This is a genomic window from Rhizorhabdus argentea, assembly GCF_037861105.1.
Taxonomy (GTDB): domain Bacteria; phylum Pseudomonadota; class Alphaproteobacteria; order Sphingomonadales; family Sphingomonadaceae; genus Rhizorhabdus; species Rhizorhabdus argentea.
The window spans coordinates 59,203-84,080 of sequence record NZ_JBANFK010000003.1; the positions used below are offsets into that span (position 1 = coordinate 59,203).

General features: G+C 64.6%; 22 protein-coding genes. 11 read left to right on the plus strand and 11 right to left on the minus strand.

The window, feature by feature from the left end:
* The first annotated feature begins 29 nt into the window (after positions 1-29).
* Positions 30-416 carry a GFA family protein gene (locus tag AAC645_RS03200; protein ID WP_340313783.1) on the plus strand — a complete coding sequence of 129 codons (387 nt, stop codon included), beginning with the start codon at positions 30-32 and terminating at the stop codon, positions 414-416.
* Positions 417-422: 6 nt separating this feature from the next.
* Here the strand turns inward: AAC645_RS03200 and AAC645_RS03205 are convergent, their stop codons facing one another.
* Positions 423-854: an HIT family protein gene (locus AAC645_RS03205; RefSeq protein WP_340314149.1), complete on the minus strand. Its 432-nt coding sequence runs from the start codon at positions 852-854 to the stop codon at positions 423-425.
* Between the two features lie 4 nt (positions 855-858).
* Positions 859-1,947, minus strand: coding sequence for a CDP-alcohol phosphatidyltransferase family protein (locus AAC645_RS03210; protein ID WP_340313788.1), 1,089 nt, complete (start codon positions 1,945-1,947; stop codon positions 859-861).
* Positions 1,948-2,018: 71 nt separating this feature from the next.
* Here AAC645_RS03210 and AAC645_RS03215 point away from each other — a divergent pair, with 71 nt between their 5' ends.
* A complete protein-coding gene (locus tag AAC645_RS03215) occupies positions 2,019-2,843 on the plus strand; it encodes an NTP transferase domain-containing protein (RefSeq protein ID WP_340313790.1) in 825 nt (274 codons plus the stop codon).
* 28 nt (positions 2,844-2,871) lie between these two features.
* On the plus strand, positions 2,872-4,005 hold the full coding sequence (locus AAC645_RS03220; RefSeq protein ID WP_340313792.1) for a glycosyltransferase: 1,134 nt from the start codon (positions 2,872-2,874) through the stop codon (positions 4,003-4,005).
* A gap of 44 nt (positions 4,006-4,049) precedes the next feature.
* On the opposite strand, the gene AAC645_RS03225 is transcribed toward AAC645_RS03220, so the two are convergent.
* A complete protein-coding gene (locus AAC645_RS03225; RefSeq protein ID WP_340313794.1) occupies positions 4,050-5,576 on the minus strand; it encodes a lipopolysaccharide biosynthesis protein in 1,527 nt (508 codons plus the stop codon).
* A gap of 143 nt (positions 5,577-5,719) precedes the next feature.
* Between AAC645_RS03225 and AAC645_RS03230 the strand changes: the two genes are divergently transcribed.
* The 8 genes from AAC645_RS03230 (at position 5,720) to lpdA (ending at position 16,445) form a co-directional block, all read left to right on the plus strand.
* Positions 5,720-6,499 (plus strand): succinate dehydrogenase iron-sulfur subunit, encoded by a 780-nt coding sequence (locus AAC645_RS03230; RefSeq protein WP_340313796.1) that lies wholly within the window; start codon positions 5,720-5,722, stop codon positions 6,497-6,499.
* Positions 6,500-6,557: 58 nt separating this feature from the next.
* A complete protein-coding gene (gene zapE, locus AAC645_RS03235) occupies positions 6,558-7,676 on the plus strand; it encodes a cell division protein ZapE (protein ID WP_340313797.1) in 1,119 nt (372 codons plus the stop codon).
* Positions 7,673-8,671, plus strand: coding sequence for an acyltransferase family protein (locus AAC645_RS03240; protein ID WP_340313799.1), 999 nt, complete (start codon positions 7,673-7,675; stop codon positions 8,669-8,671). The genes zapE and AAC645_RS03240 overlap by 4 nt, the downstream gene beginning before the upstream one ends.
* Positions 8,672-8,810: 139 nt before the next feature.
* Positions 8,811-9,773, plus strand: a complete 963-nt coding sequence (mdh, locus tag AAC645_RS03245; protein ID WP_340313800.1) for a malate dehydrogenase — start codon at positions 8,811-8,813, stop codon at positions 9,771-9,773.
* Between the two features lie 49 nt (positions 9,774-9,822).
* Positions 9,823-10,707, plus strand: coding sequence for a succinate--CoA ligase subunit alpha (sucD, locus tag AAC645_RS03250; RefSeq protein ID WP_340313801.1), 885 nt, complete (start codon positions 9,823-9,825; stop codon positions 10,705-10,707).
* Between the two features lie 97 nt (positions 10,708-10,804).
* Positions 10,805-13,705, plus strand: a complete 2,901-nt coding sequence (locus AAC645_RS03255) for a 2-oxoglutarate dehydrogenase E1 component (RefSeq protein WP_340313802.1) — start codon at positions 10,805-10,807, stop codon at positions 13,703-13,705.
* A 1-nt stretch (position 13,706) separates the two neighbouring features.
* On the plus strand, positions 13,707-14,948 hold the full coding sequence (odhB, locus tag AAC645_RS03260; RefSeq protein ID WP_340313803.1) for a 2-oxoglutarate dehydrogenase complex dihydrolipoyllysine-residue succinyltransferase: 1,242 nt from the start codon (positions 13,707-13,709) through the stop codon (positions 14,946-14,948).
* A gap of 105 nt (positions 14,949-15,053) precedes the next feature.
* Positions 15,054-16,445: a dihydrolipoyl dehydrogenase gene (gene lpdA, locus AAC645_RS03265; RefSeq protein ID WP_340313805.1), complete on the plus strand. Its 1,392-nt coding sequence runs from the start codon at positions 15,054-15,056 to the stop codon at positions 16,443-16,445.
* Between the two features lie 102 nt (positions 16,446-16,547).
* Here the strand turns inward: lpdA and AAC645_RS03270 are convergent, their stop codons facing one another.
* From AAC645_RS03270 to fliG, 8 genes are all read right to left on the minus strand, one after another.
* Positions 16,548-17,414 carry a copper resistance protein B gene (locus tag AAC645_RS03270; RefSeq protein ID WP_340313807.1) on the minus strand — a complete coding sequence of 289 codons (867 nt, stop codon included), beginning with the start codon at positions 17,412-17,414 and terminating at the stop codon, positions 16,548-16,550.
* Positions 17,411-19,090 carry a copper resistance system multicopper oxidase gene (locus AAC645_RS03275; protein ID WP_340313809.1) on the minus strand — a complete coding sequence of 560 codons (1,680 nt, stop codon included), beginning with the start codon at positions 19,088-19,090 and terminating at the stop codon, positions 17,411-17,413. The genes AAC645_RS03270 and AAC645_RS03275 overlap by 4 nt, the downstream gene beginning before the upstream one ends.
* A 97-nt stretch (positions 19,091-19,187) precedes the next feature.
* Entirely contained in the window at positions 19,188-19,790 is a 603-nt protein-coding gene (locus AAC645_RS03280) for a flagellar basal body-associated FliL family protein (protein WP_340313810.1), read from the minus strand.
* 17 nt (positions 19,791-19,807) lie between these two features.
* A complete protein-coding gene (locus AAC645_RS03285; protein WP_340313811.1) occupies positions 19,808-21,478 on the minus strand; it encodes a flagellar hook-length control protein FliK in 1,671 nt (556 codons plus the stop codon).
* On the minus strand, positions 21,456-21,887 hold the full coding sequence (locus tag AAC645_RS03290; RefSeq protein ID WP_340313812.1) for a hypothetical protein: 432 nt from the start codon (positions 21,885-21,887) through the stop codon (positions 21,456-21,458). Before AAC645_RS03290 ends, AAC645_RS03285 begins: the two co-directional genes overlap by 23 nt.
* Positions 21,884-23,209, minus strand: a complete 1,326-nt coding sequence (locus AAC645_RS03295; RefSeq protein WP_340313813.1) for a FliI/YscN family ATPase — start codon at positions 23,207-23,209, stop codon at positions 21,884-21,886. Before AAC645_RS03295 ends, AAC645_RS03290 begins: the two co-directional genes overlap by 4 nt.
* Positions 23,206-23,850: a FliH/SctL family protein gene (locus tag AAC645_RS03300; RefSeq protein WP_340313815.1), complete on the minus strand. Its 645-nt coding sequence runs from the start codon at positions 23,848-23,850 to the stop codon at positions 23,206-23,208. Before AAC645_RS03300 ends, AAC645_RS03295 begins: the two co-directional genes overlap by 4 nt.
* Positions 23,843-24,877: a flagellar motor switch protein FliG gene (gene fliG, locus AAC645_RS03305; RefSeq protein ID WP_340313817.1), complete on the minus strand. Its 1,035-nt coding sequence runs from the start codon at positions 24,875-24,877 to the stop codon at positions 23,843-23,845. Before fliG ends, AAC645_RS03300 begins: the two co-directional genes overlap by 8 nt.
* Between the last annotated feature and the right edge of the window lies 1 nt (position 24,878).

A 24,878-nucleotide genomic window follows, 5' to 3' on the forward strand; every position in this document is an offset into this window, starting at 1 on the left:
GTGATAGCGAATCAATGAGGGGGGCTTTTATGCACAAAGGCAGTTGTCTCTGCGGCACGGTGAAATACGAAGTTCGCGGCCAGGTTGGTGCGGCGATTTATTGCCACTGTTCGCGTTGTCGCAAGGCGACCGCTACCGCATTCGCGACCAATGCGCCCGTCGCGACCAGTGACTTCGTCATCATTGAGGGCGAGTCTGCGCTGAAGGCATATAATTCTTCGCCAGGCGTTCATCGCCTCTTCTGTTCCAACTGCGGTTCGCTGATCTTTAGTCGCCGCGAGGCGATGCCGGACGTCGTGCGCTTGCGGGTGGGGACGCTCGATACGCCGCTGCCGGCGCCGCCGACCGCGCATTATTTCGTCGCCTCGAAGGCCGAGTGGTACGAGATAAAGGACGACTTGCCACAGAACGCGTAACGCTAGCTAGGCAGGCCACGACTCCTTCAGCCACACCACTACCGCGGCCACCTGTTCCGGCGTGAGCGCGACCGCCTGCCCCAGCGCGGGTGCAGTTGGCCAGCCCGCGTCCGTGATCGACAGATCGCGCCACTCGCGTTCGCCCTCATAGCGGGGGATGACGTGGAAATGGACGTGCGGATCAACCATCATGAGCATTAGATAGTTGATCCGCTGATAGGCGACCGCCTTGGCCAAGGCGGATTCGATGTCGGCGGTGATGGTTCCCAACTCGGCATGCGCCTCGCGCGGCAGGGCACCGAACGCCGTGGCGTCCGACCTGGCGGCGAGCACCAGCGATCCCAGCGTCGGCTGGGCAAGGCGTAGCAGCACAACCCAATAGCGGTATTCGCGGATCAGCGTCTCCGGATAGCCGAATTTCTCGATCGTCGCATTCACCATGTCACACCGCCAGCCAGGAGGTTATCGTCTCGCCGCGTGCCTGTCGCACCATCGCCTGAACAAGCCGCACGGCATGGAAAAGGCAGGATAGCACGGTCCAGCCGGCCACTGCGATCAGCCCGATGTCAGGACGCTGCAGGAGCGTTGCCGCGAACAGGATCACCATGTTGGGATTGCGCCGCGCGGTGATCAGCCGGAAGTCGCTGTCGAGCTTCTCCCAAACATGGATATGGATGCCTGCATAGCGTTGGATGAAAATACCCTCGATCAGGCGTTGCACGACATAGCCGCCGACGATCGCCACCATCACCGTGGTGAAGATCGTGTCCGAGAGCGCCAGTCCCCAGTTCGCCAATCCAACCCCCCAAGCCCACCACCAGAAGGGCGGGTGGACCAGATCGAGCCCGTGGTCGAAAACATCGCCCCAGGCGCTTGAGCTGATCGTACAGCGGGCGAGCTTGCCGTCGACCGTGTCGAGCACCATGAAGCCGAGCCCGGCGGCCATCCCCGCCCAATAATCGCCCCGCCAGAACAGCCACGTCGCGACGACGCACAGGATCGCCCCGATCGTTGTCACCTGATTGGGGGTCATGCCGATCCGCGCGGCGACTCGGGTGAGCACCAGCGCCCATTCGGGCCACAGATATTTGGTGAGCAGATCGGTTACGCCTTTATACGCGCCGAAATAGGTCTTGCGTTCGATAGTGCGGACCTTGCCGGGTTCGAGCCGCTCCAGAACCGGTTCCTCGCGCTTGCGCAGCGTCTCATTATAAAAAAGACGATGATCTTCGGCGCGGATCTCGGTTAATCCTTGCGGAAAGCTATCTCCGGTCCACCCGCTGGCGACGTGTGCGATCACATTGTCGCCGCCCAGCGTCAGCACGGAATTCGGATGCGCTGCCATGAACTTCAGCCAGGCCGGCTCGAACACATGACTTGCCGCTACGAGCAACGTGGGGCCATTCTGGCTCGCCCCGAAGGCCAGCCCCTGCGCCTTGGCGATCCGCCGAAGGCGTTCGGTGCTGGTCATGCCCCAGGCAAGCGTTGGATTGGTTCCGATCGATCGAACGGCTAGCGAATCAGAGGTCATGTTATCCTGGCACCGGTCGAAGATGGCGAGGTTTCTTGCCGACCGGGTAACGGACTGGCAAGGGCGGGCTGATGAACGATACGGGCTTCACAGCGATTATTCTGGCCGGGCAGCGGCCCGGCATCGACCCGCTTGCTGCGCATTTTGGTCAGCCATTTAAGGCACTGATCGAGGTTGCCGGCCAGCCGATGCTCGCCTGGGTGGGCGCCACCCTTGCCGCGCGCAGCGATGTGAATCGAATCGTCATTCTGGCGCAGGACAGCGCGGCGGTGCTGGATGATCCTCGAATTCAGTGGCTGCGCGACGAACCGCGCGTCGTACCGCTTGAATGCGGCGATTCGATCGTGGAGGCGATCACAGCCACGCTGCTGGCGATGCCCGGCGCCTACCCCTTCCTGCTTACCACCGCGGACAATGTCCTGCTGGATGAGGCGATTATCGACGCGTTCGTCGCCGGCGCCCGAAATGCCGACATTGCGGTGGCGCTGGTCGAACGCAGGACGCTCCTCGCCGCCTATCCGCGCAATCGCCGCACCTGGTTGCGTTTTCGCGGGGGGGCCTATTCGGGAGCGAACCTGTTTTGGCTGGGCAGTCCTGCCGCGCTCGATGCGCTTGCCGTTTGGCGCAGTGTCGAGCAACGGCGCAAGAAGGCGCGCGCCGTTCTCGGCGCTTTCGGCATCGGCCTCGCGCTGATGATTGCGGTTCGGCTGCTGACGCTGGAACAGGCGATCGCGCGGGCCGGTCGCAGGCTCGGGCTCATCTCGCGGGCGGTCATACTGCCTTATGCGGAGGCCTGCATCGACGTCGACAAACTTTCCGATCATAGCATGGCCGAGACGATCCTACATGGACGCGAGGCCTTCCCCAGCCGCCCGGGAAGTGGCATGGAGACGTAACGGTTCCGCCTGGGGGGCGATCATCGGCATGGGGCAAATTTCGGAAACGTCCGCGCGCGCAAAGAAGGTCGTGCTCACGCTGCACATGTTCGGCCAAGGTGGGACGGACCGCGTCTGTGCCCATCTCGCCGGAGGCTTCATGAGGGCGGGCTTCGACACCGAGATCCTGAATTTCTGCGCAGGCGGACAGGGCGAAAGCGCGCTGCACGGTTTGCTCGAAAAAGGGGTGCGGGTGACGACATTGGGCCGCACGAGCGGTTCGCGCCCGCGCGATCTGCTAAGCGGTCTGCCCCGCTATGTGCGGCATCTGCGTCGGGAACGGCCCGATTATGTCGTCTCCACCGGCAACAATATGAACTGGATTACGGCGATGGGCCTGTCGCTTTCCAGGGTCCCCTCGCGATTGGCGCTGAAGACGACCAATCCCATCGTCCGCTCGAGGGATGGTGCTGCCACCCGTTTCTGGCGGATGGCCGGCTACAGGCGGGCCTTCGCCGCTGCCCATGCCATATGGACGCTTAGCGATGCGGAGACGGCGCAGCTCCGGGCAGCATTCCCGGCATCGGCCGACCGTTTTCGTACAGTGACCAATCCTTATGTGACGCCCGAGATGCTGATTCCGCCCGGCCGCGCCGCCGGCCAGGACGGTCGTCGGTATGTGATCGCGGTGGGGCGCCTCGCTCCCCAGAAGCGGATGGATCTGTTGATCCGCGCTTTCGCCAGGGTCACCACCCCCGACTCGCATCTGCTGCTGCTGGGCGAGGGCAGCGGCCGGGCAAAACTCGAGCAGATCGTCCGGGATCTGGGCATCGGCGCGCGCGTTTCGATGCCCGGCTTCGTCCCAAATATTTCCGAATGGCTGCACCGGGCCGAGCTCCTCGTCCTTCCCTCGGTCTATGAGGGGCTCCCGGCGGTTGTTCTCGAGGCCATGGCGGCCAATTGCCCGGTCCTCGCAACCGACTGCTTTCCAGCAGCGCGCGACATGGTCGGAGGCGCGGAGGGATGCGCAATCATCGAGCGAGCGGATATCGATCTGCTCGCCCGGATGATCGACCAGAGCCTTGCGGAACCGAAGCCCAAGCACCTGGCGCCGGTCGCCAGTCGATATTCGATCGAGAATGGCATCCGTAGCCATGTCGATGCCTTGTCGGCGCTGGGGTAGAGGCGGGCACGACAGCTCTTCCTGCCGATTGGTGAGCCCGGCGATCAGAATAGGCGCAGCTTCCGCCCGGTGCGGCCAAGTGCAATCTTGTCGTCGTGGGAGAGGCCGAAACGGCCCGACAGCCAAATTCCCGCGAGTAGCATCGCGATACCGAATATGATGCGAACCAGATGGTGGAATGGGGACAGCGCTTCTGACAGCAGGAAGATCGCTACACCAACGCCCGCCGCCACCGCCGCGGCGCGGCCAAAGGGCGGTGCGAAGGGATGCAGCCGGGCGTTGAACCAGAGCTGCGCCATCGGTGTCAGCACCGACACCGCGATTCCGGCGGAAACCGCGACCGCCATGCCGTTCATACCCCCCTGCGGCAGCAGCAGCGCGCCGACCGACAAAGCCACCGCCAGACCGAGGAAACTCCCCACCAATGGATGGTGATAGCGGCTGATCACCGACTGGATCACGCCGGCCTGTCCGGCAATCGCCTCGATCAGGCGGGTGAAGGTCAGCAGGGCCAGCGCCGGATAGGCGGCTTGCGCGGCTTGGCCGAACAGGGCCAGCAGCGCCCGCCCTCCGCCCGCGATCGTACAGACCACAGGCGTCGCGACGATGATAGTCAGGCGTGTCGCAAAACCGTAGATTTCGGCGACATAGCGCAGGTCATGACGAACCGCCTCCGATGCGAGCGGCGCCATCACATAGGAAAACGCCTGGCGCACGAGTTGCACTCCGCTTGCGATCTTGCGGGCGATCGCGAACAGGCCCGCCGCGCTGGCGCCCGCCGCGCCCGGGATCAGCAGGTTAAGGATCAGCGGCGGAGCGTCGGAGAACAGCCGGCTGATGATGTTGGGCGGGAGAACCGACAGCCCGGCATATAGCGTCTTCGCGGTGATCCCGCCGCTGGGATGGCCGCGCAATACGAGATCGAAGCGGTAATAGCGCGCCAGCAGCCGCGTCGAGAAGACGCAGGTGATCGCGAGCGAACAGATATGCGCGATCAGCAGCCCGAGCGTGCTCGCGCCCAGCCAGCAGAGCAGGACCGCCGCGACCATTCGCAACAGCTGTTCCCACATCACGCGCAGGCGGATCTCGGGCCCGAATGCCTTGCGCGCCCTGAGCGCCGAAGTGGAGATTTCGAGATAGGCCCAGAAAGGTAGCGCCCAGGCGAACAGGGCGATGCCGGTGGCAAGTTCGTCGCGATCCTTGGCTGCGACGTTGATGATCGCCGCGATCCAGTGTGCGCCCAGGCTGACGGCGAGTGCGAGGAGGAGGCAGGGGACAAGGCCCATCACCATCGCGCCGCGCAGCGCCATTGCGCGTTCGGCATCGTCCTTGGCTTGGGGCACGACTCGTTGCAGTGCACCGGTCATGCCGAGATCCGCGAAATTCTCAGCCAGGTTCACCGCGGACCAGAGCACCATGTAAAGGCCATAGGTCGGCAGGCCGAACAGCCAGACATAGAGCGGCTGCGAGACGATCTCGATCACGCCGCCGGCGCGCGCGAGCAGCGCCGTCCCCGCGCCCTTGGCGACCTGGCGCGCGCCGGGGGGAGCGTCGGGGGGATTAGAGGCCATCGGCATGCTTTAGTTTATCCCGTCTTCCTTTCAAGGGAGGGGAGCAGGAAGAGAAATGGCGCGGATAAATCATTCGCTTAGGCGTTGAGCCGCGCGCCGCTATTCGCTATCGGCGGTGGGACAAAGGCAGGGGGTTCCGAGTCATGGCCGAGTTCGCGCTTCCCAAAAACAGCAAGATCAAGAAGGGCAGGACCCTGAAAGCTTCGGGCGCCAAGGATCCGAAGGCTTTCAAGATCTACCGCTACGACCCCGACAGCGGCGAGAATCCGCGTTACGATACGTTCGAGATCGACCTTGCCGAGTGCGGGCCGATGGTCCTCGACGCGCTTATCAAGATCAAGAGCGAGCAGGATCCCACGCTCACCTTCCGCCGTTCGTGTCGTGAGGGCATTTGTGGTTCATGCTCGATGAACATGGACGGCAAGAACGGCCTCGCCTGCACCACGGCGATCGAGGATTGCAAGGGCGAGGTTCGCATCACCCCGCTCCCCCACATGGACGTGATCAAGGACCTGGTTCCCGACTTCACCCATTTCTACGCGCAATATGCCTCCATTCAGCCCTGGCTGAAGACAGTGACGCCCGACCCGTCGGGCAAGGAACGCCTCCAGTCGCCCGACGACCGCAACAAGCTCGACGGTCTATACGAGTGCATCCTGTGCGCCTGTTGTTCGACCTCTTGCCCGAGCTATTGGTGGAACAGTGACAAGTTCCTCGGACCGGCGATCCTGTTGCAGGCCTATCGCTGGCTCGCGGACAGCCGCGACGAGATGACCGGCGAGCGCCTCGATGAACTCGAGGATCCGTTCCGCCTCTATCGCTGCCACACGATCATGAACTGCGCGAATGTCTGCCCGAAGGGATTGAGCCCGGCGAAGGCGATCGCGGAGATCAAGAAGATGGTGGTCGAGCGCCAGCTCTGATCCTTCGTTCGGGAAAAATGGTGGCGAGTTTCGGCGGGCTCATCCGCGGGTTGGACCGATGACCAGCGTCGTCGCCCGCTATGACGAACTACTGGCATCGGGTGAGTTGCGGCCGGATTCCGATCAGCGCCAGACCGTCGAGCGGCTCGACCGTCTGGCCGCTACGCTTGCCGAGCAGCCGGTCAAGGGCAGCTTGCTCTGGCGAATGCTCGGCAAGGCCCCGGTGCCTGCGCGTGGCCTCTACATGTGGGGCGGGGTCGGCCGCGGTAAATCGATGCTGATGGACCTGTTCTACGATTGCGTCCGGATCGAATCCAAGCGGCGGGTGCACTTCCACGAGTTCATGATCGAGGTTCACGACCGGCTCCGTGTCGAGCGTCTTAAGGAAAAGGGCGATCCGATTCCACCGGTGGTCGAGGCGATCGCCGCACAGGCCAAGGTGCTGGCGTTCGATGAGATGGTCGTCAACAACATGGCCGACGCGGCGATTCTCAGCCGCCTGTTCACCGGGCTGATCCTCGACGCGGGGGTGACCATCGTCACCACCTCCAATCGACCGCCGCGCGATCTCTACAAGGACGGCCTCAACCGCGAGCTGTTCCTGCCGTTCATCGACCTGATCGAGGCTAAACTGGACGTGCTGTCGCTCAACGGCCCCACCGATTACCGGCTGGAGCGGCTTGGCGGCCACCCCGTCTGGTATACGCCGAACGGACCGGCGGCCAGCGAGGCGCTGTCGCGGGCGTTCTTCCGCCTGACCGATTATCCGCCCGAGGACAAGGCGCATGTCCCCACTGCAGAACTGGGTATCTCGGGTGGCCGCACCCTTCACGTCCCCAAGAGCCTGAAAGGGGTCGCGGTATTCTCGTTCAAGCGCCTCTGCGCAGAGGCGCGTGGCGCTGCGGACTATCTGGCGATCGCCCGCAACTACCACACCGTCATCGTCGTCGGCATCCCGCTGCTCGGCCCCGAAAACCGCAACGAGGCATCCCGCTTCAAGGTGCTGATCGACGCATTGTACGAGCATAAGGTAAAGCTGCTGGCGAGCGCCGAGGCCGACCCGGCCAATCTCTACCCGGAAGGCGACGGCGCATTCGAATTCGAGCGCACCGTTTCGCGCCTGATGGAGATGCAGAGCCTTGATTATCTCGCCGCCGGACACGGCAGCGAGGCGTGACGCAACGCGGCGTCGAGCGGCTGAAGCTTCTCGACGGCTGGCGGGCGGTGAGCATATTGGCGGTGCTGGCGGGGCACCTCCTGCCGCTCGGCCCCCACCGCTGGCTGGGCAACGACATGGTCGCCCGCTTCGGGATGAGTATCTTCTTCGTCCTGTCGGGCTTTCTGATCGTCAGTATCTTGTGGCGCGACCAGCATGTCGGCCGTTTCCTGGCCCGACGCCTCGCGCGGATCGTTCCGCTCGCCTGGCTCGCCGTCCTGATCGTCTTTTCGCTGGAAGGGGCGCCAGCGGCGGATTGGCTCGCGAACCTCTTCTTCTATGCAAACCTGCCGCCCCAGCATCTCGATCATGCCGGCCATTTCTGGAGCCTGGGCGTCGAGATGCAATTCTATCTCGGCATCGCCGTCGTGGTCGCGGCGTTTGGGCGGCGCGGCTTGTGGCTCGTTCCACCCGTCGCGCTGGCGATCACGCTGTTGCGAATCTGTGCCGGGATGCCGACGACTATCGTCACGCTCTATAGAGTGGACGACATATTGGCTGGCGGATGCCTTGCGCTGATCCATCTCGGCCCAGCCCGTTCGTATTCAGTCAGGATGCTTGCCGCGTTGCCCTTCTGGCCGGTGTGCGGGCTGGCGCTCGCCGCCTGCCATGCCGATGCCGGGGCGCTGGCTTATGCGCGCCCCTATCTCGCAGCTACGATGGTGGGAGCCTTGCTCTACCAGCCGGGGCGTCGGATCCGATCTGTGCTGGAGTCACGTTCCATGGGCTATATCGCGCGGATTTCCTACGCGCTGTACATCATCCATCCCTTCACGGTGCGCGGATGGCTTGGCGATGGCGACACCTTGATTCGCTATTGCAAGCGGCCGCTTGCGATTGCGCTCACATTCTTCGCCGCGCATGTTTCCACCTTTCGGTTCGAACGCTCCTTTATTCGGTGGAGCCATCGGGGTGCTCAGCCAAGAAATGAAACCGTATCCAGCAATGCAACTTGACGCTGCCATTAAAAAACTTCTGAGGGCGCTGCAGCATAAGGTTGCCCCACGGGTTTGCCGAGGCTAAGCGGGCACCGCACTTTGGGGCGACTGCATCGGAGCGGGCGTCCTCCCTGGCGATTTATATCGGAGGAGTCGAATGGCTCGTACTAAAATTGCGCTGATTGGCGCCGGCAATATCGGCGGCACTCTTGCCCATCTCGCGGCATCTAAGGAACTCGGCGACGTCGTGCTGTTCGACGTGGTCGAAGGCATCCCGCAGGGCAAGGCGCTGGATCTGTCGCAATGCGCGCCCGTCGAAGGCTTTGATGCCAAGCTCAAGGGTACGAACGATTATGCCGATATCGCGGGTGCCGATGTCATCATCGTCACTGCCGGCGTCGCCCGCAAGCCAGGCATGAGCCGCGACGATCTGCTCGGCATCAACCTGAAGGTAATGAAGGCGGTTGGCGAGGGCATCAAAGCCAACGCGCCCGATGCCTTCGTCATCTGCATCACCAACCCGCTCGATGCGATGGTCTGGGCGCTGCGCGAATTTTCGGGCCTTCCCCACAGCAAGGTGGTCGGCATGGCCGGCGTGCTGGACTCGTCGCGCTTCGCGGCCTTCCTCGCCGAAGAGTTCAATGTCTCGGTTCAGGATATCACGACGTTCGTGCTGGGCGGTCATGGCGACACGATGGTTCCGGTCGTCGAATATTCCACGGTCGCCGGCATCCCGATCCCCGACCTGATCAAGATGGGATGGTCCACCAAGGAGCGGATCGACGCGATCGTCCAGCGCACCCGCAGCGGCGGCGGCGAGATCGTTGCCCTGCTCAAGACCGGCTCCGCCTTCTATGCGCCGGCCACGTCAGCAATCGCGATGGCGGAGAGCTATCTCAAGGACAAGAAGCGGGTGCTGCCCGCGGCGGTCTATCTGACTGGTCAATATGGCGTCGACAATCTCTATGTCGGCGTTCCGGTGATCATCGGCGCCAACGGTGTCGAGAAGGTTGTCGAGATCGAGCTTTCCGACGAAGCCAAGGCCAACCTTCAGGTCTCGGTCGATGCCGTCAAGGAATTGCTGGTTGCCTGCAAGGGCATCGACAGCTCGCTGGCGTAAGGCCGCTCACACACTCCGCCTCCCGGCTAAAGCAAGGTTCGACAGCCATATGAGTATCCTCGTCAACAGGAACACCAAGGTCATAACCCAGGGTATGACCGGGAATACCGGCACCTTCCACACCGAGCAGGCGCTCGCTTACGGCACGAAGATGGTCGGCGGCGTTACGCCCGGCAAGGGCGGCACCACGCATATCGGCCTGCCGAACTTCGACACCGTCCACGAGGCGGTTGCCGCTACCGGCGCGGACGCCAGCGTCGTCTATGTGCCGCCGCCCTTCGCAGCGGACTCGATTCTCGAAGCGATCGATGCCGAGGTGCCGCTGATCGTCTGCATCACCGAGGGTATCCCGGTCATCGACATGATCCGTGTCAAGCGCGCCCTCCAGGGTTCCAAGTCGCGGCTGATCGGTCCGAACTGCCCCGGCGTGCTGACTCCGGACGAGTGCAAGATCGGTATCATGCCCGGCTCGATCTTCAAGCAGGGTACCGTCGGGGTTGTCTCGCGGTCGGGGACGCTTACCTATGAGGCGGTTTTCCAGACGACGGCGATCGGCCTCGGCCAGACCACCGCGGTCGGCATCGGCGGCGATCCGGTTAACGGCACGAACTTCATCGACGTGCTCGAGCTGTTCCTCGCCGACGATGCGACCAAGTCGATCATCATGATCGGCGAGATCGGCGGCTCGGCCGAAGAGGAAGCAGCGCAATTTCTGCGGGATGAGGCCAAGCGCGGCCGTTCGAAGCCGATGGCCGGCTTCATCGCGGGCCGCACGGCGCCTCCGGGCCGCCGCATGGGCCATGCCGGCGCGATCGTCTCCGGCGGCCAGGGCGGCGCCGAAGACAAGATAGCGGCGATGGAGGCCGCAGGTATCAAGGTGGCGGCGAGCCCTTCGGAGCTCGGCACCACCCTGGCGGAGGTCCTCAAGGGCTGAGTACACCCGTCTTCGGACGGGTGAGTAGACATGTTATCAACCGCAATTGCTGTACTTCGGGCCTTGTCCCGGGGTGGGTGCAGCCAAGGATGGTGTGATGGGTATCGAAGGCGTCGTAATCGACGGACCGGAGGGAGTCAGTGCTTCCTTCGTAGAATCGCTTTATCGTCAATATCGTACGGATAGGTCGAGCGTAGATCAGGGCTGGCAAGATTATTTTGCTGGTGTCGAAGCGGTCGTGTCGGGTCCGAGCTGGGCCCGGCCGGATTGGCCGCCTGCCACGACCGATGCGCTGACTGCCGGCCTCGACCCGATGCAGATGGCCGCGGCGCCGAAGCCTGCGAAGCAGGCGCCGACAGCTGTGCCTGCCGCTACTGCTGCGGGTCAGGCGGAGATCGAACGGCGGGCGCTGGATTCGATCCTGGCGATCATGATGATCCGCACCTATCGGGTGCGCGGCCATCTCCTCGCCAATCTCGATCCGCTGGGGCTGTCGAAGCGCGACGAGCCCGCGGACCTCACACCCGAATGGCACGGCTTCAAGGAAAGCGACATGGACCGCGAGGTCTATGTCGGCGGTTTTCTGGGCGTTGAACGCGCCACCCCACGCGAAATCCTCGCCATCCTGCGCCGCAATTACTGCGGCAACGTCGGCATCGAATATATGCACATCGGCGATGTCGAGGAGCGTCGCTTCCTCCAGGCGCGGATGGAAGGCAAGGACGCCGAGATCTCGTTCACGCCCGAGGGCAAACAGGCGATCCTCAATAAGGTGATCGAAGCGGAGCAGTGGGAGAAATTCCTCGGCCGCAAATATGTCGGCACGAAGCGCTTCGGCCTCGATGGCGGCGAATCCATGATCCCCGCGTTGGAAGCTGTGATCAAATATGCAGGATCCTATGGCGTCCACGAGGTTGTGATCGGCATGGCCCATCGCGGCCGCCTCAATATCCTGTCGAACGTCATGGCCAAGCCATATCGTGCCATCTTCAACGAGTTCGCGGGCGGATCGTCCAATCCCGAAGATGTCGGTGGCTCGGGCGACGTAAAATACCATCTCGGCACCTCGACCGACCGCGAGTTCGACGGCAACGTCGTCCACCTCAGCCTGGCGCCGAACCCATCGCATCTGGAAGCCGTCAACCCGGTCGTGCTGGGCAAGGCGCGGGCCAAGCAGACCAAGCTCGACGACCTCGAGCGCGAGCAGGTGCTGCCGATCCTGCTGCATGGCGACGCCGCCTTCGCTGGCCAGGGCATCATCATGGAGTGCTTCGGCTTCTCCGGCCTGCGCGGCTATCATACCGGCGGCACGATCCACTTCGTGATCAACAACCAGGTCGGCTTCACGACTTCGCCGCAGTTCGCGCGCTCGTCGCCCTATCCCTCGGACATTGCGAAAATGGTGCAGGCGCCGATCCTGCACGTGAACGGCGACGATCCCGAGGCGGTGACGTTCGCGTGCAAGGTGGCCACCGAGTTCCGCCACACCTTCAAGCGCGATGTCGTGATCGACATGTGGTGCTATCGCCGCTTCGGGCACAACGAGGGCGATGAGCCGGGCTTCACCCAGCCGCTCATGTACGATGCGATCCGTCAGCATCCGCCGATCAGCGCCGTCTATAGCGCCCGGCTGGTCCAGGAAGGCGTGATCGATGCCGACTATGCTAGCAAGAAGGAAGCTGCCTTCATCGAGCATCTCGAAGGTGAGTTCGCGTCGGCCAAGAGCTACAAGGTCAACAAGGCCGACTGGTTCGAGGGCGACTGGACCGGCTTTGCCTCGCCGCGCGAGGCGATCACCGAGCGCCGCGCCGCCCAGACCGGGATCTCACAGGACATGCTGGCCGACCTTGGTCGGCACCTCACCACGGTTCCCGACGGCCTCAAGATCCACAAGACGCTCGGGCGCATCCTCGACGCGAAGAAGGAGATGTTCTCGACGGGCACCGGTTTCGACTGGGCGACCGGTGAGGCCCTAGCTTTCGGTTCGCTGCTCAAGGACGATTATGCCGTCCGCCTGTCGGGACAGGACTCGGGACGCGGCACCTTCAGCCAGCGGCACGCGGTCTGGGTTGATCAGACCGATGGCCACAAATATATCCCGCTCTCGGCGATGGACCGGCGCTTCCAGGTGCTCGACAGCCCGCTGTCCGAATTCGGCGTGCTCGGCTTCGAATATGGCTATGCCTCCGCCGCACCGAACACGCTGGTGATGTGGGAAGCGCAGTTCGGCGATTTCGCCAACGGGGCGCAGGTGATCGTCGATCAGTTCATCTCGTCGGGCGAAGCAAAGTGGCTGCGCGTGAATGGCCTCGTGATGCTGCTGCCGCACGGATATGAAGGGCAGGGGCCAGAGCATAGCTCGGCCCGTCTCGAGCGCTATTTGCAACTGTGCGCCGAAGACAATATGCAGGTCGCGAACTGCACCACGCCGGCCAATTACTTCCACATTCTGCGCCGGCAGATGGTTCGCAAGTTCCGCAAGCCGCTGATCATAATGACCCCGAAGTCGTTGCTCCGCCACAAGGCGGCAGTGTCGACGGCGGAGGACTTCACTGGCGAAAGCCGCTTCCAGCGGGTGCTGCGCGATCCCAATGCGCCGGCGGACAAGGACGTTCGCCGTGTCGTGCTGGTGTCGGGCAAGCTGTTCTACGAGCTTGCCGAGGCGCGCGATGCGGCCGGCGACGCCAACACGCTGATCCTGCGGCTGGAGCAGCTCTATCCGTTCCCCGCCGACGCCCTGATCGCGGCGTTCAGCCGCATGCCCGGCATAGAGACGGTGGTCTGGGCTCAGGAGGAGCCCAAGAACCAGGGAAGCTGGACGTTCGTCGAGCCTTATCTGGAAAAGGTCCTCACCGAAGTCGATGGCAAGGTGACGCGCGCCGTCTATGCGGGCCGCAAGGCAGCTGCAGCGACCGCGACCGGCCTCGCTCGTAACCATGCCGTGCAGCAGGCGATGTTGATCGCCGAGGCACTCGGCCACGAACTAAAGGGTAAGTAAGATGGCTACCGATGTGGTGGTACCGACGCTCGGCGAATCGATCACCGAGGCAACCCTCGGCCAATGGCTCAAGCAGCCGGGCGACGCGGTTAAAGTTGACGAGCCGATCGCCAGTCTCGAAACCGACAAGGTCGCGGTCGAAGTGCCGTCGCCGGTTGCCGGAGTGATTGGCGAACTGGTCGTCGACGAAGGCGATACGGTGAACGTAGGCGCGGTGATCGCGCGGATCGAAGCCGGCGCCACGGCGGCGACGGCGGCGACGCCCGCCGTCGAGGATCGCACCGCCGTCGGCAAGGCCGAGGCCGCTGCGCCACACGAACCCGCCGCGGCGCCGGCGGACGCTGGATCGGGCGATCCGCTCACCCTGTCCCCATCGGTGCGCCGCGCGGTGCTCGAGCATGGCGTCGACCCCAGCAAGATCAGGGGCACCGGGAAGGATGGCCGGCTGACCAAGGAGGATGTCATCACCGCGGCGCGGACTGCGCCGACGCCTGCTGCGCCTGTAGCTGTCCCATCGGCGCCTGCTTCGGCCGCGGCCAACGACCGCAAGGAAGAGCGGGTCCGCATGACCCGGCTGCGCAAGACTGTCGCGAGCCGCCTCAAGGAGGCGCAGAACACTGCGGCGATGCTCACCACCTTCAACGACGTCGACATGACGGCGGTGATCGAGGCGCGTAACAAGTACAAGGACCTGTTCGAAAAGAAGCACGGCGTGCGCCTGGGCTTCATGGGCTTTTTCGTGAAGGCGGCCTGCATGGCGCTGCGCGACGTGCCAGCGGTCAACGGCTCGATCGAGGGCGATGAGATCGTCTATCGCGACTATGTTGACGTGTCGGTTGCGGTGTCGGCGCCGAACGGGCTGGTGGTTCCGGTGATCCGCGACGCGCAGACCTTGTCGGTCGCCGAGATCGAAAAGACGATCGGCGATTTCGGCGCCCGCGCCAAGGCCGGGACCCTCAAGCTGGAAGAGATGAAGGGCGGTACCTTCACCATCTCGAACGGCGGCGTATTCGGTTCGCTGATGTCGACGCCGATCATCAACCCGCCCCAGTCGGGCGTGCTCGGCCTGCATCGCATCGAGGACCGCCCGGTGGTCCGCGACGGTCAGATCGTCGCCCGGCCAATGATGTATCTGGCGCTGAGCTATGACCACCGCCTAATCGACGGCCGCGAGGCGGTCACTTTCCTCGTCGCGCTCAAGAATGCGATCGAGGATCCGACCCGTCTGCTGATCGACCTGTAAAACAAATCGTCACCCCAGCGCAGGCCGGGGTCTCAGGAGGCGGAGGCGCACCTTTGCCGCATGAGATGCCAGCCTTCGCTGGCATGACGTAATAAGGAAGCTGTGATGTCCGACTATGATTTCGATGTGATCGTCATCGGTGCGGGACCGGGCGGCTATGTCGCCGCCATCCGCGCTGCGCAGCTCGGTCTCAAGACCGCATGCGCGGAGAGCCGCGAAACATTGGGCGGAACCTGCCTCAACGTCGGCTGCATCCCGTCCAAGGCGATGCTCCATGCCTCGGAGCTCTATGACGAGGCCGCAAGCGGTAAGCTTGCCAAGCTCGGGATCAAGACGACCGTCGAACTCGACCTGGAGACGATGCATGGCCAGCGCCGCGATGCGGTCAAGGGCCTGACCGGCGGCATCGAATATCTGTTCAAGAAGAACAAGGTCGAATGGCTCAAGGGCCTGGCGTCCTTCACCGGCAAGGACAGCATAGACGTTGCCGGCAAGAACTACCGTGCGAAGAACATCATCATCGCCACCGGGTCGAGCGTCACTCCGCTTCCTGGGGTGGAGATCGACGAGAAGATCGTCGTCTCGTCGACCGGCGCGCTGGAGCTGTCCAAGGTGCCGAACCATCTCGTCGTGATCGGCGGCGGTGTCATCGGGCTGGAGCTCGGGTCGGTCTGGAAGCGGCTCGGCGCGAAGGTGACCGTCGTCGAGTTCCTCGATCAGCTGCTGCCCGGCATGGACGAGGAGGTCCGCAAGGAATCCGCCAAGCTGTTCAAGAAGCAGGGCATGGCTCTGAAGCTGTCGACCAAGGTGACCAGCGTCGTAGTCGAAGGCGGCAAGGCCACCGTCACGGTGGAGCCGTCTGCCGGCGGCGCTTCCGAGACGATCGAGGCGGATGCGGTGCTCGTGTCGATCGGCCGGCGGCCGAACACCGAAGGCCTCGCCCTCGAACGCGCAGGGCTCATCACCAATAAGCGTGGCCAGATCGAAATCCACCACGACTTCGCCACCGCGGTGCCGGGGATCTGGGCAATCGGCGATGTGGTGCCCGGCCCGATGCTCGCCCACAAGGCCGAAGACGAGGGCATCGCCGTCGCGGAGAACATCGCCGGTCTCACGGGCATCGTGAACCACGACGTCATTCCCGGCGTGGTCTACACCATGCCGGAGATCGCCGCTGTCGGCCTGACCGAGGACCAGGCCAGGGAACGCGGCGAGATCAAGGTCGGCAAATTCCCGATGATGGCCAACTCGCGCGCCAAGACCAATCACGAGCCAGAAGGCTTTGTGAAGGTGATCGCCGATGCGAAGACCGACAGGGTGCTCGGCGTCCACATCATCGCCTCGCTGGCGGGCACCATGATCGCTCAGGCCGCGCAGGCCATGGAGTTCGGCGCGACCAGCGAGGACATCGCCTACACCTGCCACGCGCATCCGACCCATTCGGAAGCGATCAAGGAAGCGGCGATGGCGGTGACCGGAAAACCCATCCATATCTGATTTTTGCGGTTTTCTATCGACCGAGGAGGACTGTCCCGAAGGTTGAATTCTCGCAGGGGTCGTTGTTGACCGGTGGTTGACGCTGATCCCGGCGACCGACCTTCAGAACCAGCCGCGAACACCAAACACCGCGCGTGTCTGACGCCGCCCCTCACCGGATGCGGCGGCGAACCGTGCGGTTTCGCCGAAGCGCCGTTCGTGGACGATGCCGACATAGGGCGCGAAGCGGCGGCTGATGTCGTAGCGGAGCCGCAGGCCTAATTTGGCGTCGCTCAGGCCTGAACCGCTGCCGGTGGCGCGGTCGTCGGTCAAGGCGGCATTGGCCTCGAGCCGTGGCTGGAGGATCAGGCGCTGGGTCAGCCGCATGTCATGCCACGCTTCGATCCGTGCTGAAACGTCGCCCCTGTTGGACAGGAACAGGCTAGCCTCCACCTCGAACCAATAGGGAGCGAGCCCTGCGATGCTCAGGGCGGCATAAGTCCGGCCCGGCCGAGGGCGGATGCCCTGACGCACGCCGAGCTGGAGGTTCCAATAGGGATCGAGAGCGTGGCCCCACAGCGCCTGGACCTCGGCATGATCGAGTCGCTTGCTGCCTTCGCCCTCACTCTTGAGCACGAGCCGGTCGATGTCGCCGCCGATCCAGGCCTCTGCGTTCCAGGCATAGCCATCGCGCCGTTGATCCGGACGATATTCGGCAAAGTTAACCATCAGCTGGCTGAGTGTCATCGCGCCATGTTCGCGGAGCAGCGCTGCCCGTGCGGCGGCCATGTCCGCTCCAGGGTAGAAGCGATCTGCCGCATGGTCTCCAGACGGCGCGGGCGCGGTAGTCCTTGTCGGCTGTTCGGGGGCAGGCATATCGTGGCCGGCATGCGGGTCTGACGGGATCGTCATGCCGTGCTGGCTATGGTCCATCTCCTGCGCCACTGCGGGGCTGGCGAGCAGCAGGCCGCAGAGCAGCGTGCGCTTCATGCCGCGCGGACCGTGACGACTTCGAACATGCCGGCGTGCATGTGGTACAGCATGTGGCAGTGAAACGCCCAGTCGCCCGGTGCGTCGGCGGTCAGGTCGAGGCTCAGCTTTCCGCCTGGCGCGACGTTCACGGTATGCTTGCGCGGCGCATGGTCGCCGTGGCCGGTGACCAGCTCGAAGAAATGGCCATGAAGGTGGATCGGATGGTTCATCATCGTGTCGTTGACCAGCGTGATCCGCACCCTCTCCCCGGTCGTGAAGGGGATGGGCGCCGTGACATCGCTGAGCTTCTCGCCATCGAAGGACCACATATAGCGTTCCATGTTGCCGGTCAGATGGATCTCCATCGATCGGGACGGCGCGCGGCTGTCGGGGTTTGGCCGAGCCGCGACCAGATCGCGATAGACCAGCACCTTGTGGCCGGCATCCTCCAGCCCCTGCGGCGGCTCGCCGGTGCGATCGGCCGGCATGGGCGAGATCGTCTGGACGCCGGGGCCGAGCTTCACCTGCGGCGCATTGGCGGCGCTGCGCATTTCCATGTCCATGTCCATGTCCATGCCCTCCATGCGCATGCCGCCCATATCCATCCCCATCTCCTTCATCGTCGCGATCGGGCGGCGGCGCAGCGGGGGGATCGGCGCGGCCATGTCGGGGCGAGGAGCAAGCGTGGCGCGGGCCATGCCGGAGCGGTCGATCGTCTCGCCGACGATGGTGTAGGCTGCATCGCCCGGCTGCACGATTACATCATAGGTCTCGGCAACGGCGATCTGAAACTCGTCGACAGTCACCGGCTGTATGTCGAGCCCATCCGCGGCGACAATCTCAAGCGGCAGTCCGGGTATGCGGACATTGAAGTTGGTCATCGCCGATGCGTTGATAACGCGCAGCCGCACCCGCTCACCCGGCGTGAACAGGCCGATCCAGTTGTCCGCGGGGCCGTGGCCGTTGACCAGATAGCTGTAGATGGTGCCGGTTACGTCGGAGACATCGGTGGGCTCCATCCGCATCCGGCCCCATGCGAGGCGATCCTTCAGCGGCTGGTCGCGACCGGCGAGCAGCTCGGCAATGGTCTGCTTCTGCTGGTTGAAGCCGCCGGGATCGAGCTTGAGGCGCCGGAAGATCTCATGCGGGTGGAGCGAACTATGATCGGACAGCAGAATGACGTGCTCGCGCCCATCCGCGATCGGGCCGGCGTCGGCCGGATCGATGATGATCGGTCCATAATGCCCCATCTGCTCCTGCAGGCCACTGTGGCTGTGGTACCAGTAGGTTCCCGACTGAAGCAGCGGAAACTCATAGACGAAAGTTTCGCCGGGCCTGATGCCGGGAAAGCTGATGCCCGGCACGCCGTCCATCTGGAAGGGCAGCAGCAGGCCGTGCCAGTGGATCGAGCTGTCCTCATGCAGATTGTTGGTAACCGCGATCCGTGCCCGCTGCCCCTGGCGCAGGCGGATAAGCGGACCGGGGGCGGAGCCGTTGATACCGATCGCATGGCTCTTGCGGCCATCGACGGTCATCGTCACATGATCGATGGTGAGCGCAAGGTCAGGGCCGGAAAGCACCGGTTGCCTCGTTGCGGCGCTCGCTGCCCAGCCGGGGAGGAACGGCGAGAGCGCGAAAGACGATCCGGCCAGCGATAACAAACGGACAAGGCGGCGGCGATCCTGATCGATCATTCGCCCCTCTAGCCGGTTCGATCGGCGAGAAAAACCCGGTAATCTCCAGATGTTCGCTGGTGAAGCGCCGCCGAACGAAACCGCGGCGACCTTGGCGCTACTGCACGACTATCGTGGTGAAATAGACATTGTCGATGCCGCCGAAGCCGGTGCGCTGCTTGAGCACGCCGTTGATCGCGTCCTTGAGCTGCTTCTGGAGCGCCAGCTTGCCTTCGGGCGTCGAGATGGTGAAGCTGTCCTGCTGCGACATGACCATCAGGATCGCCGAGCGGATCGGCAATTCATTGTCCTTCAGGTTATCGAGCACCTTCTGGTCGTAGAAGGTCGACGTTCCCAGGCCGATCTGGGTGAAGCCGTCGGAGTCGCGCAGGTTGGCGGTGAACGGCTGCTCAAAGGTGTAGTAGGTCGCCTTATATTTGGTGGGATCGGGCGACTGGTCCGATTCGATGCCGAGCGGCAGCGTCTTCTTCTCGACATGCCCACCTTCTTCAAGGCCTTCCTTCGCCACGAGCTTCGGCGCGTTGGGGTCTTCCTCCGCTGCCTTCTCGTGCCCGCCGGCCAAGCCCGCGCCAGCGGCGTACATGCCGGCGCCGACGCCCCCGCCCGCGAGGACGATCGCCATTATGAGCATCATCAGGATGCCCTTCATCTTGCCCTTCTTCTTGGGCGCCTCGGCGGCGGGTGCGGCGGCACTGCTCATCGTTCAAATCCTATGGATCAGGCGTAAAGTTCACCATCGTCGCGCGCTGCCGAATCGCCGGCATCGTCACGGATCGCCGCCTGTGTAGCGGCAAAAGGTTTATGATTTTCTGACGACTGGCGCCGTTGCCCCTGCGCGGAGGCCGAGCTGCCGCCGCCCTGCTGATTAAGGTCGACATGCGACTCCGAGACGCGCAGCCCCTGTGCGCGGACCTCGGCGAGCAGACGCGGCTGGGCGTCGGCGATGATCGTGCGGGCCTGGTCGGTGTCCGCGGTCATGCGGATCGCGGTCCCCGACGCGCTGTTTGCGATTTCGACGGTCAGTGCGCCGAGATGTTCGGGATTGAGCTGGAATTTGAGGTGACCCTGCTGGCTGGCGGCCTGGCTGATGTCCCGTGCGAGCCGATCCAGCCACTGATTATCGCGGGCGAGATCGAGGTGTCGAGCGACGCTCTGCTCGGCCTGCGTCGTTACCGGGACCCCGTCGGTCGGGGCCGCTGCTGAAGGGGTGGATGCGCTGACGGCGATCGGGGCCGGTGTCGTATCGGCCGCGGCGGCGGGCGCTGGGCCGGCTGCCGGGTTGGCTGGCAGCGGCGCGGAGACATCGGCTTCAGCGGTGCTTGCCTCCGAAAGAGGTGCGTCGCTGTCCTGGGTTATCCTGGTGTCGGGCAGCGGCGTCGCGGTCAGGGCGCTCGGATCGACAATGCCGACAGCTGTCGCGCCGGCGGCGGGCCTGGCGGTTTTCGGTGCAGTCACCGCAGGCATGGCCGCTGCAAGGGCCGGCTGAACCATGACCGCGGCGGCCGGTTGCGTTTCAGCGGCGATGGCAGCCGCGACAGCGGCTGGCGCGGTACCGGCAGCAAGTTCAGCCAGCTTTTCGGCCGGCAATGGCGCAGGCAGGGCGTCGGGCGCCGCGGCGTCGCCAGCCTTGGCAGGCTGGTAGACCGATTTGAGCGAAGCGAGCAGCGCGGCGATGTCGCTTCGCACGGCGGAGCCGCTCTTGGCATCGTCGGCAATTCCCGGCGATTTGCCATTTTCGACCTGCGCCGACGGCGCTGCGGCGGGAGAAGCTTCCGCGGCTTCCACCGGGCTGTCCGCTGCCGGGATCGGTGCCGCCGGCGTCGAGGTGATAACCGGCGCCGTCACGGCGGCCAGCGCGGCATGGGCATCGGTGCCGGTCGATCTGTCAGGTCCATCGGAGGCCGCCGGCGTCATAGCTGGCATGGATTTGATCGCTGACATGGACTTGGCCATGGTGGTCGCAATGGCCGCGGGCATGGTCACGGTTGCGGCCGCTGTATCGGATGGCAGCGGTCCCGGCGCCAGTGGCGCGGGCGCAAGCGGCATCGGCTGGTTGATACCGAGTTGGCTGGCGGCAGTGACCATGGCCTCGATCTCCGCGAGCAGGTCCACCGGCTGGTCGGAGGGCAGCGCCTTTGCCTCGCCTTCGGGCAGGTTGACGGAACTGTCCTCGGCGGCGGCGGATTCGGCATCGCCATCGGGCGTGGCCTGGGGGCGGGTGCCGTCTTCGGGTGCCTTGTCTTCGGGCTTGGCCCGCTCGATCAGCTTCGCGAAGGCCTGAGGAGCCTCCGAAGCCTGCTGGATCGCCGGAGCCGGACTCGTGTTCAACGCGATCGAGGCGGTGGAAAGTGCTGCAACGGCCATGTCAGTCTTCACCTTGCTCTGCATGTCTTGGTCCTTTCGGACGGAAATTCGCGGCGATGCGGGCCTCGGTCCATTCCGCGAGCGCCTGCACGGCGCGGGCATCGAGCTTCGCCGCGCTTTCCTGGCGCTGGCGCGCTTCGAGCCGCTCTGCGATCTTTTTTTCGGCCGCGGCGCGTGCCGTGACGATGGCGTCGGTAAGGCCGTTCCGGGCCTTGTCGAGGCGCTGCGCCAGTTCGCCGCGGTTCTGGAGGATCGCGCCGGTCGAGGGGCCGCTCGGCAGGGTCAGGCTGTCGCGCAGCGAGGCGAGCTTGGCCGCATTATTTTCCAGCGAAGCGACCTGCGCCTCCGCGCTGGCTGCGGCCGAGGTGGCGAGCATGTGCTGCACGTCCCTTACCCGGGTGATCCGCGCGCGCTTTGCGACCAGTGCCTTCACCCGCCGAACGCCTCAATCAGCGCCTTGATCGAATCGTCGAAGTCGACCCGGTCCTTCTGACCCTGGCTGATGAACTCGAGGATATGATCGTGCCGGGCGATGGCGATATCGATGATCGGGTCGCTGCCGGTGCGGTAGGCGCCCATCAGGATCAGGTCGCGGTTTTCCTCATAGACCGCCCACAGCCGGCGCAGGATCTGCGCGGCCTGGAGATGTTCGGGACCGACGATGTCGTTCATCACGCGGCTCAGCGACTTGCCCACGTCGATTGCCGGAAACACGCCCTGTTCGGCGAGGCTGCGCGACAGGATGATATGGCCGTCGACGATGGCGCGTGCGGTGTCGACGATCGGGTCGTCGGTGTCGTCGCCATCGGCGAGGACGGTGTAGAGCGCTGTGATCGATCCCCCCGAGCTGGCATCGACGCCGGCGCGCTCGATCAGCCGCGGGATCATGCCGAGCGCTGATGGCGGATAGCCTTTCATCGTCGGCGGCTCGCCCAGCGACAGGCCGATCTCGCGCTGGGCATGGGCGACGCGGGTGAGGCTGTCGATCAGCAGCAGCACGCGCTTGCCTTGCGCGCGGAAATATTCGGCGATGGCGGTCGCGCGCATGGCTGCGCGCAGCCGCAGCACCGGCGGATGATCGGCGGGAACGGCGACGACCACGCTCTTCTGGCGCACTGGCCCGGCCAGCTTGGTGGCGAGAAAGTCACTGACCTCGCGGCTGCGTTCGCCGACCAGGCCGACGACGATCACGTCGGCGTCGGCGCCGGAGATCATCTGGCCCATCAGCACGGATTTCCCCACGCCCGAGCCGGCGGCGATGGCGATGCGCTGGCCGACGCCGGCGGTCAGCAGCGCATTGATCGCGCGCACGCCCATGTCGAACGGCTCGGTTACCCGGGCGCGATCCAGCGGGTTGCCGCGCTTGCCGGCCAGCGGCCAGCGCTCGGCGGTGGCGATCGGCCCGAGCCCGTCGATCGGATTGCCCAGCGCATCAACCACCCGGCCGAGCAGAGTGTCGCCGACATCCACGGAGCCGCCGCGGCGGTCGGGCTCGACGCGTGCGCCCGCGCTGTGCGGAGCGTCGGCGTCCAACGCCATGAGCAGGGTGCGGTTGCCGCGAAAGCCGACAACTTCGGCGAGCGCGGCGTGACCGTCGGCATCGATGACGCGCGCGTTCGATCCGACCGGTACCGGGAAGCCCGTCGCCTCGAGCATCAGCCCGTCATAGGAAGCGAGCCGGCCAATCCGGCGCGGACCGGTGGGATCGATTTCTATGGTGCTGAGCATCGCCTGGGCGCGCGCCGCGACGGTCATCGCGGCAGGCCCATATTGTCGAGTTGAGCGCGCAGGCGCGCAAGGCGTACCTGCGGACCGTCCTCGATCCAGCCTTCGCCAGTTTCGAGGACGATCGTGCCCGAGGTGAGGTGATGATCAGGCGCCATCGGCAGGCCGAGGTCGACGCCCTCGAGCATGGCGATGTCTTCAGGGTGCATGCGCAGCCGGGCGGGACCGGACTCGGCGGTGACCATCTCGGCGATCGTCTCGGCGCGCTGCTGCAGCATTTCGGGGTCGATCTTCACTTCGCCGACGATCTGCCGGACCAGTCGTGCGACGGTTTCCGCCAGCACCGCGGCGAGCGGGCCGGCGGGTTCTGGCTTGATCGCCTCGGCCGAGCGGATGAGGTGGGCCAGCGCCTCTCGCTCGCGGGCGAACTCGACCATGACGGCCTGGCGGCCATGTTCGAACCCTTCCGCAAAAGCCTCGGCGCGCAGCGTCTCGATATCGGTGACCGGTGCTGCCTGGGGCTGGCGCGGACTCGGCGCGAAATCGCTCGCGCGGCGCTTGGGATGCGGATTGTCGCCCCAGGGCGTGAACTGGCCGGACGGGGCAGGGCGTGCCCAGGCATCGACCCGGGTCGCGTCGACGCTGACATCGGTTGTCCAGAGATCAGACAAAGTCGTCGCCCTTTCCGCCGAGACTGATGGTTCCTTCGGCGGCAAGCTTGCGCGCGACTGAGAGCATCGCCTTCTGCGCTTCCTGTACATCGGCGAGCCGCATTGGGCCGCGATCGGCGATTTCGTCCTGGATCGACTGGGCGGCGCGGCTTGACATGCAGCCGAAGATCTTCTGCCGCAGCTTCTCGTCGGCACCCTTGAGCGACACCACCAGAACATCATTGTCGACTGCGCGCAGCAGCGTGCCGAGGTCCTTGTCGCCAACCGCCATCAGGTTGTCGAAGATGAACATCTCTTCCTCGATGTTCCGCGCGACCGACTTGTCGAGTTTTTGCAGCGCCTTGATGATCCGCTGCTCGGCGGCCTTCCGCGAAGAATTAACGATCTTTGCCGCCTCGCCGGCGCCGCCGCGGCGCGTGGTCGCGCCGGTGGACTGCTCGGTCGGCGGCCGGTTGAGCAGTTCGTCGAGCTCGGAAAGAGCGGCCTCGGTGACGGGGCCCATGGTCGCAACGCGATAGACCAGGTCGGCCTGCATCTCTTCTGGCAGCAGTTGCAGCACATCGGCCGCGCGCTGCGCCTCCAGGAAGGCCAGCACGATCGCGGCGAGTTGCGGATGCTCGAACTCGATCAGGTTGGCGATGGCGCGGGCGTCCAGCCATTTGAGATTTTCGAGCGTGCTGACATGCTGGACGGGCGTGATCCGCTGAAGCACTTGATCGGCTTTGTCATGCCCCAGCGCCTTGTGCATCATCCCCTTGATCTGGCGTTCGACGCCGAAACCCAGGGTGGTGCGGACGCGGGCGCGATCGACGAATACGTCGAATACGTCGTCGATCTGGTCTTCCGAGATGTTGGCGACGCCGAACATCGCGCCTCCGAGATGCTGGACCTCGTCGGGCTCGAGCCGGCTCAGTACGGTGGCGGCCTCTTCCTCGCCGAGCAGCATCAGCAGGATTGCGGCGGCCTGGCTGCCGCTGGGCGGCACAGGGCTGGCGTTTTCGGTATCGATGGGGGTTTCTTCGGCCATG

What these genes read in the sequence shown, in the direction of transcription:
- AAC645_RS03210 (WP_340313788.1), bottom strand. Translation starts at nt 1,947, where the DNA reads ATGACCTCTGATTCGCTAGCCGTTCGATCGATCGGAACCAATCCAACG.
- AAC645_RS03285 (WP_340313811.1), bottom strand. Translation starts at nt 21,478, where the DNA reads ATGCAGAGCAAGGTGAAGACTGACATGGCCGTTGCAGCACTTTCCACC.
- mdh (WP_340313800.1), top strand. Translation starts at nt 8,811, where the DNA reads ATGGCTCGTACTAAAATTGCGCTGATTGGCGCCGGCAATATCGGCGGC.
- AAC645_RS03270 (WP_340313807.1), bottom strand. Translation starts at nt 17,414, where the DNA reads ATGAAGCGCACGCTGCTCTGCGGCCTGCTGCTCGCCAGCCCCGCAGTG.
- zapE (WP_340313797.1), top strand. Translation starts at nt 6,558, where the DNA reads ATGACCAGCGTCGTCGCCCGCTATGACGAACTACTGGCATCGGGTGAG.
- AAC645_RS03295 (WP_340313813.1), bottom strand. Translation starts at nt 23,209, where the DNA reads ATGACCGTCGCGGCGCGCGCCCAGGCGATGCTCAGCACCATAGAAATC.
- lpdA (WP_340313805.1), top strand. Translation starts at nt 15,054, where the DNA reads ATGTCCGACTATGATTTCGATGTGATCGTCATCGGTGCGGGACCGGGC.
- AAC645_RS03275 (WP_340313809.1), bottom strand. Translation starts at nt 19,090, where the DNA reads ATGATCGATCAGGATCGCCGCCGCCTTGTCCGTTTGTTATCGCTGGCC.
- AAC645_RS03225 (WP_340313794.1), bottom strand. Translation starts at nt 5,576, where the DNA reads ATGGCCTCTAATCCCCCCGACGCTCCCCCCGGCGCGCGCCAGGTCGCC.
- sucD (WP_340313801.1), top strand. Translation starts at nt 9,823, where the DNA reads ATGAGTATCCTCGTCAACAGGAACACCAAGGTCATAACCCAGGGTATG.
- odhB (WP_340313803.1), top strand. Translation starts at nt 13,707, where the DNA reads ATGGCTACCGATGTGGTGGTACCGACGCTCGGCGAATCGATCACCGAG.
- AAC645_RS03220 (WP_340313792.1), top strand. Translation starts at nt 2,872, where the DNA reads ATGGGGCAAATTTCGGAAACGTCCGCGCGCGCAAAGAAGGTCGTGCTC.
- AAC645_RS03215 (WP_340313790.1), top strand. Translation starts at nt 2,019, where the DNA reads ATGAACGATACGGGCTTCACAGCGATTATTCTGGCCGGGCAGCGGCCC.
- AAC645_RS03200 (WP_340313783.1), top strand. Translation starts at nt 30, where the DNA reads ATGCACAAAGGCAGTTGTCTCTGCGGCACGGTGAAATACGAAGTTCGC.
- AAC645_RS03230 (WP_340313796.1), top strand. Translation starts at nt 5,720, where the DNA reads ATGGCCGAGTTCGCGCTTCCCAAAAACAGCAAGATCAAGAAGGGCAGG.
- fliG (WP_340313817.1), bottom strand. Translation starts at nt 24,877, where the DNA reads ATGGCCGAAGAAACCCCCATCGATACCGAAAACGCCAGCCCTGTGCCG.
- AAC645_RS03280 (WP_340313810.1), bottom strand. Translation starts at nt 19,790, where the DNA reads ATGAGCAGTGCCGCCGCACCCGCCGCCGAGGCGCCCAAGAAGAAGGGC.
- AAC645_RS03255 (WP_340313802.1), top strand. Translation starts at nt 10,805, where the DNA reads ATGGGTATCGAAGGCGTCGTAATCGACGGACCGGAGGGAGTCAGTGCT.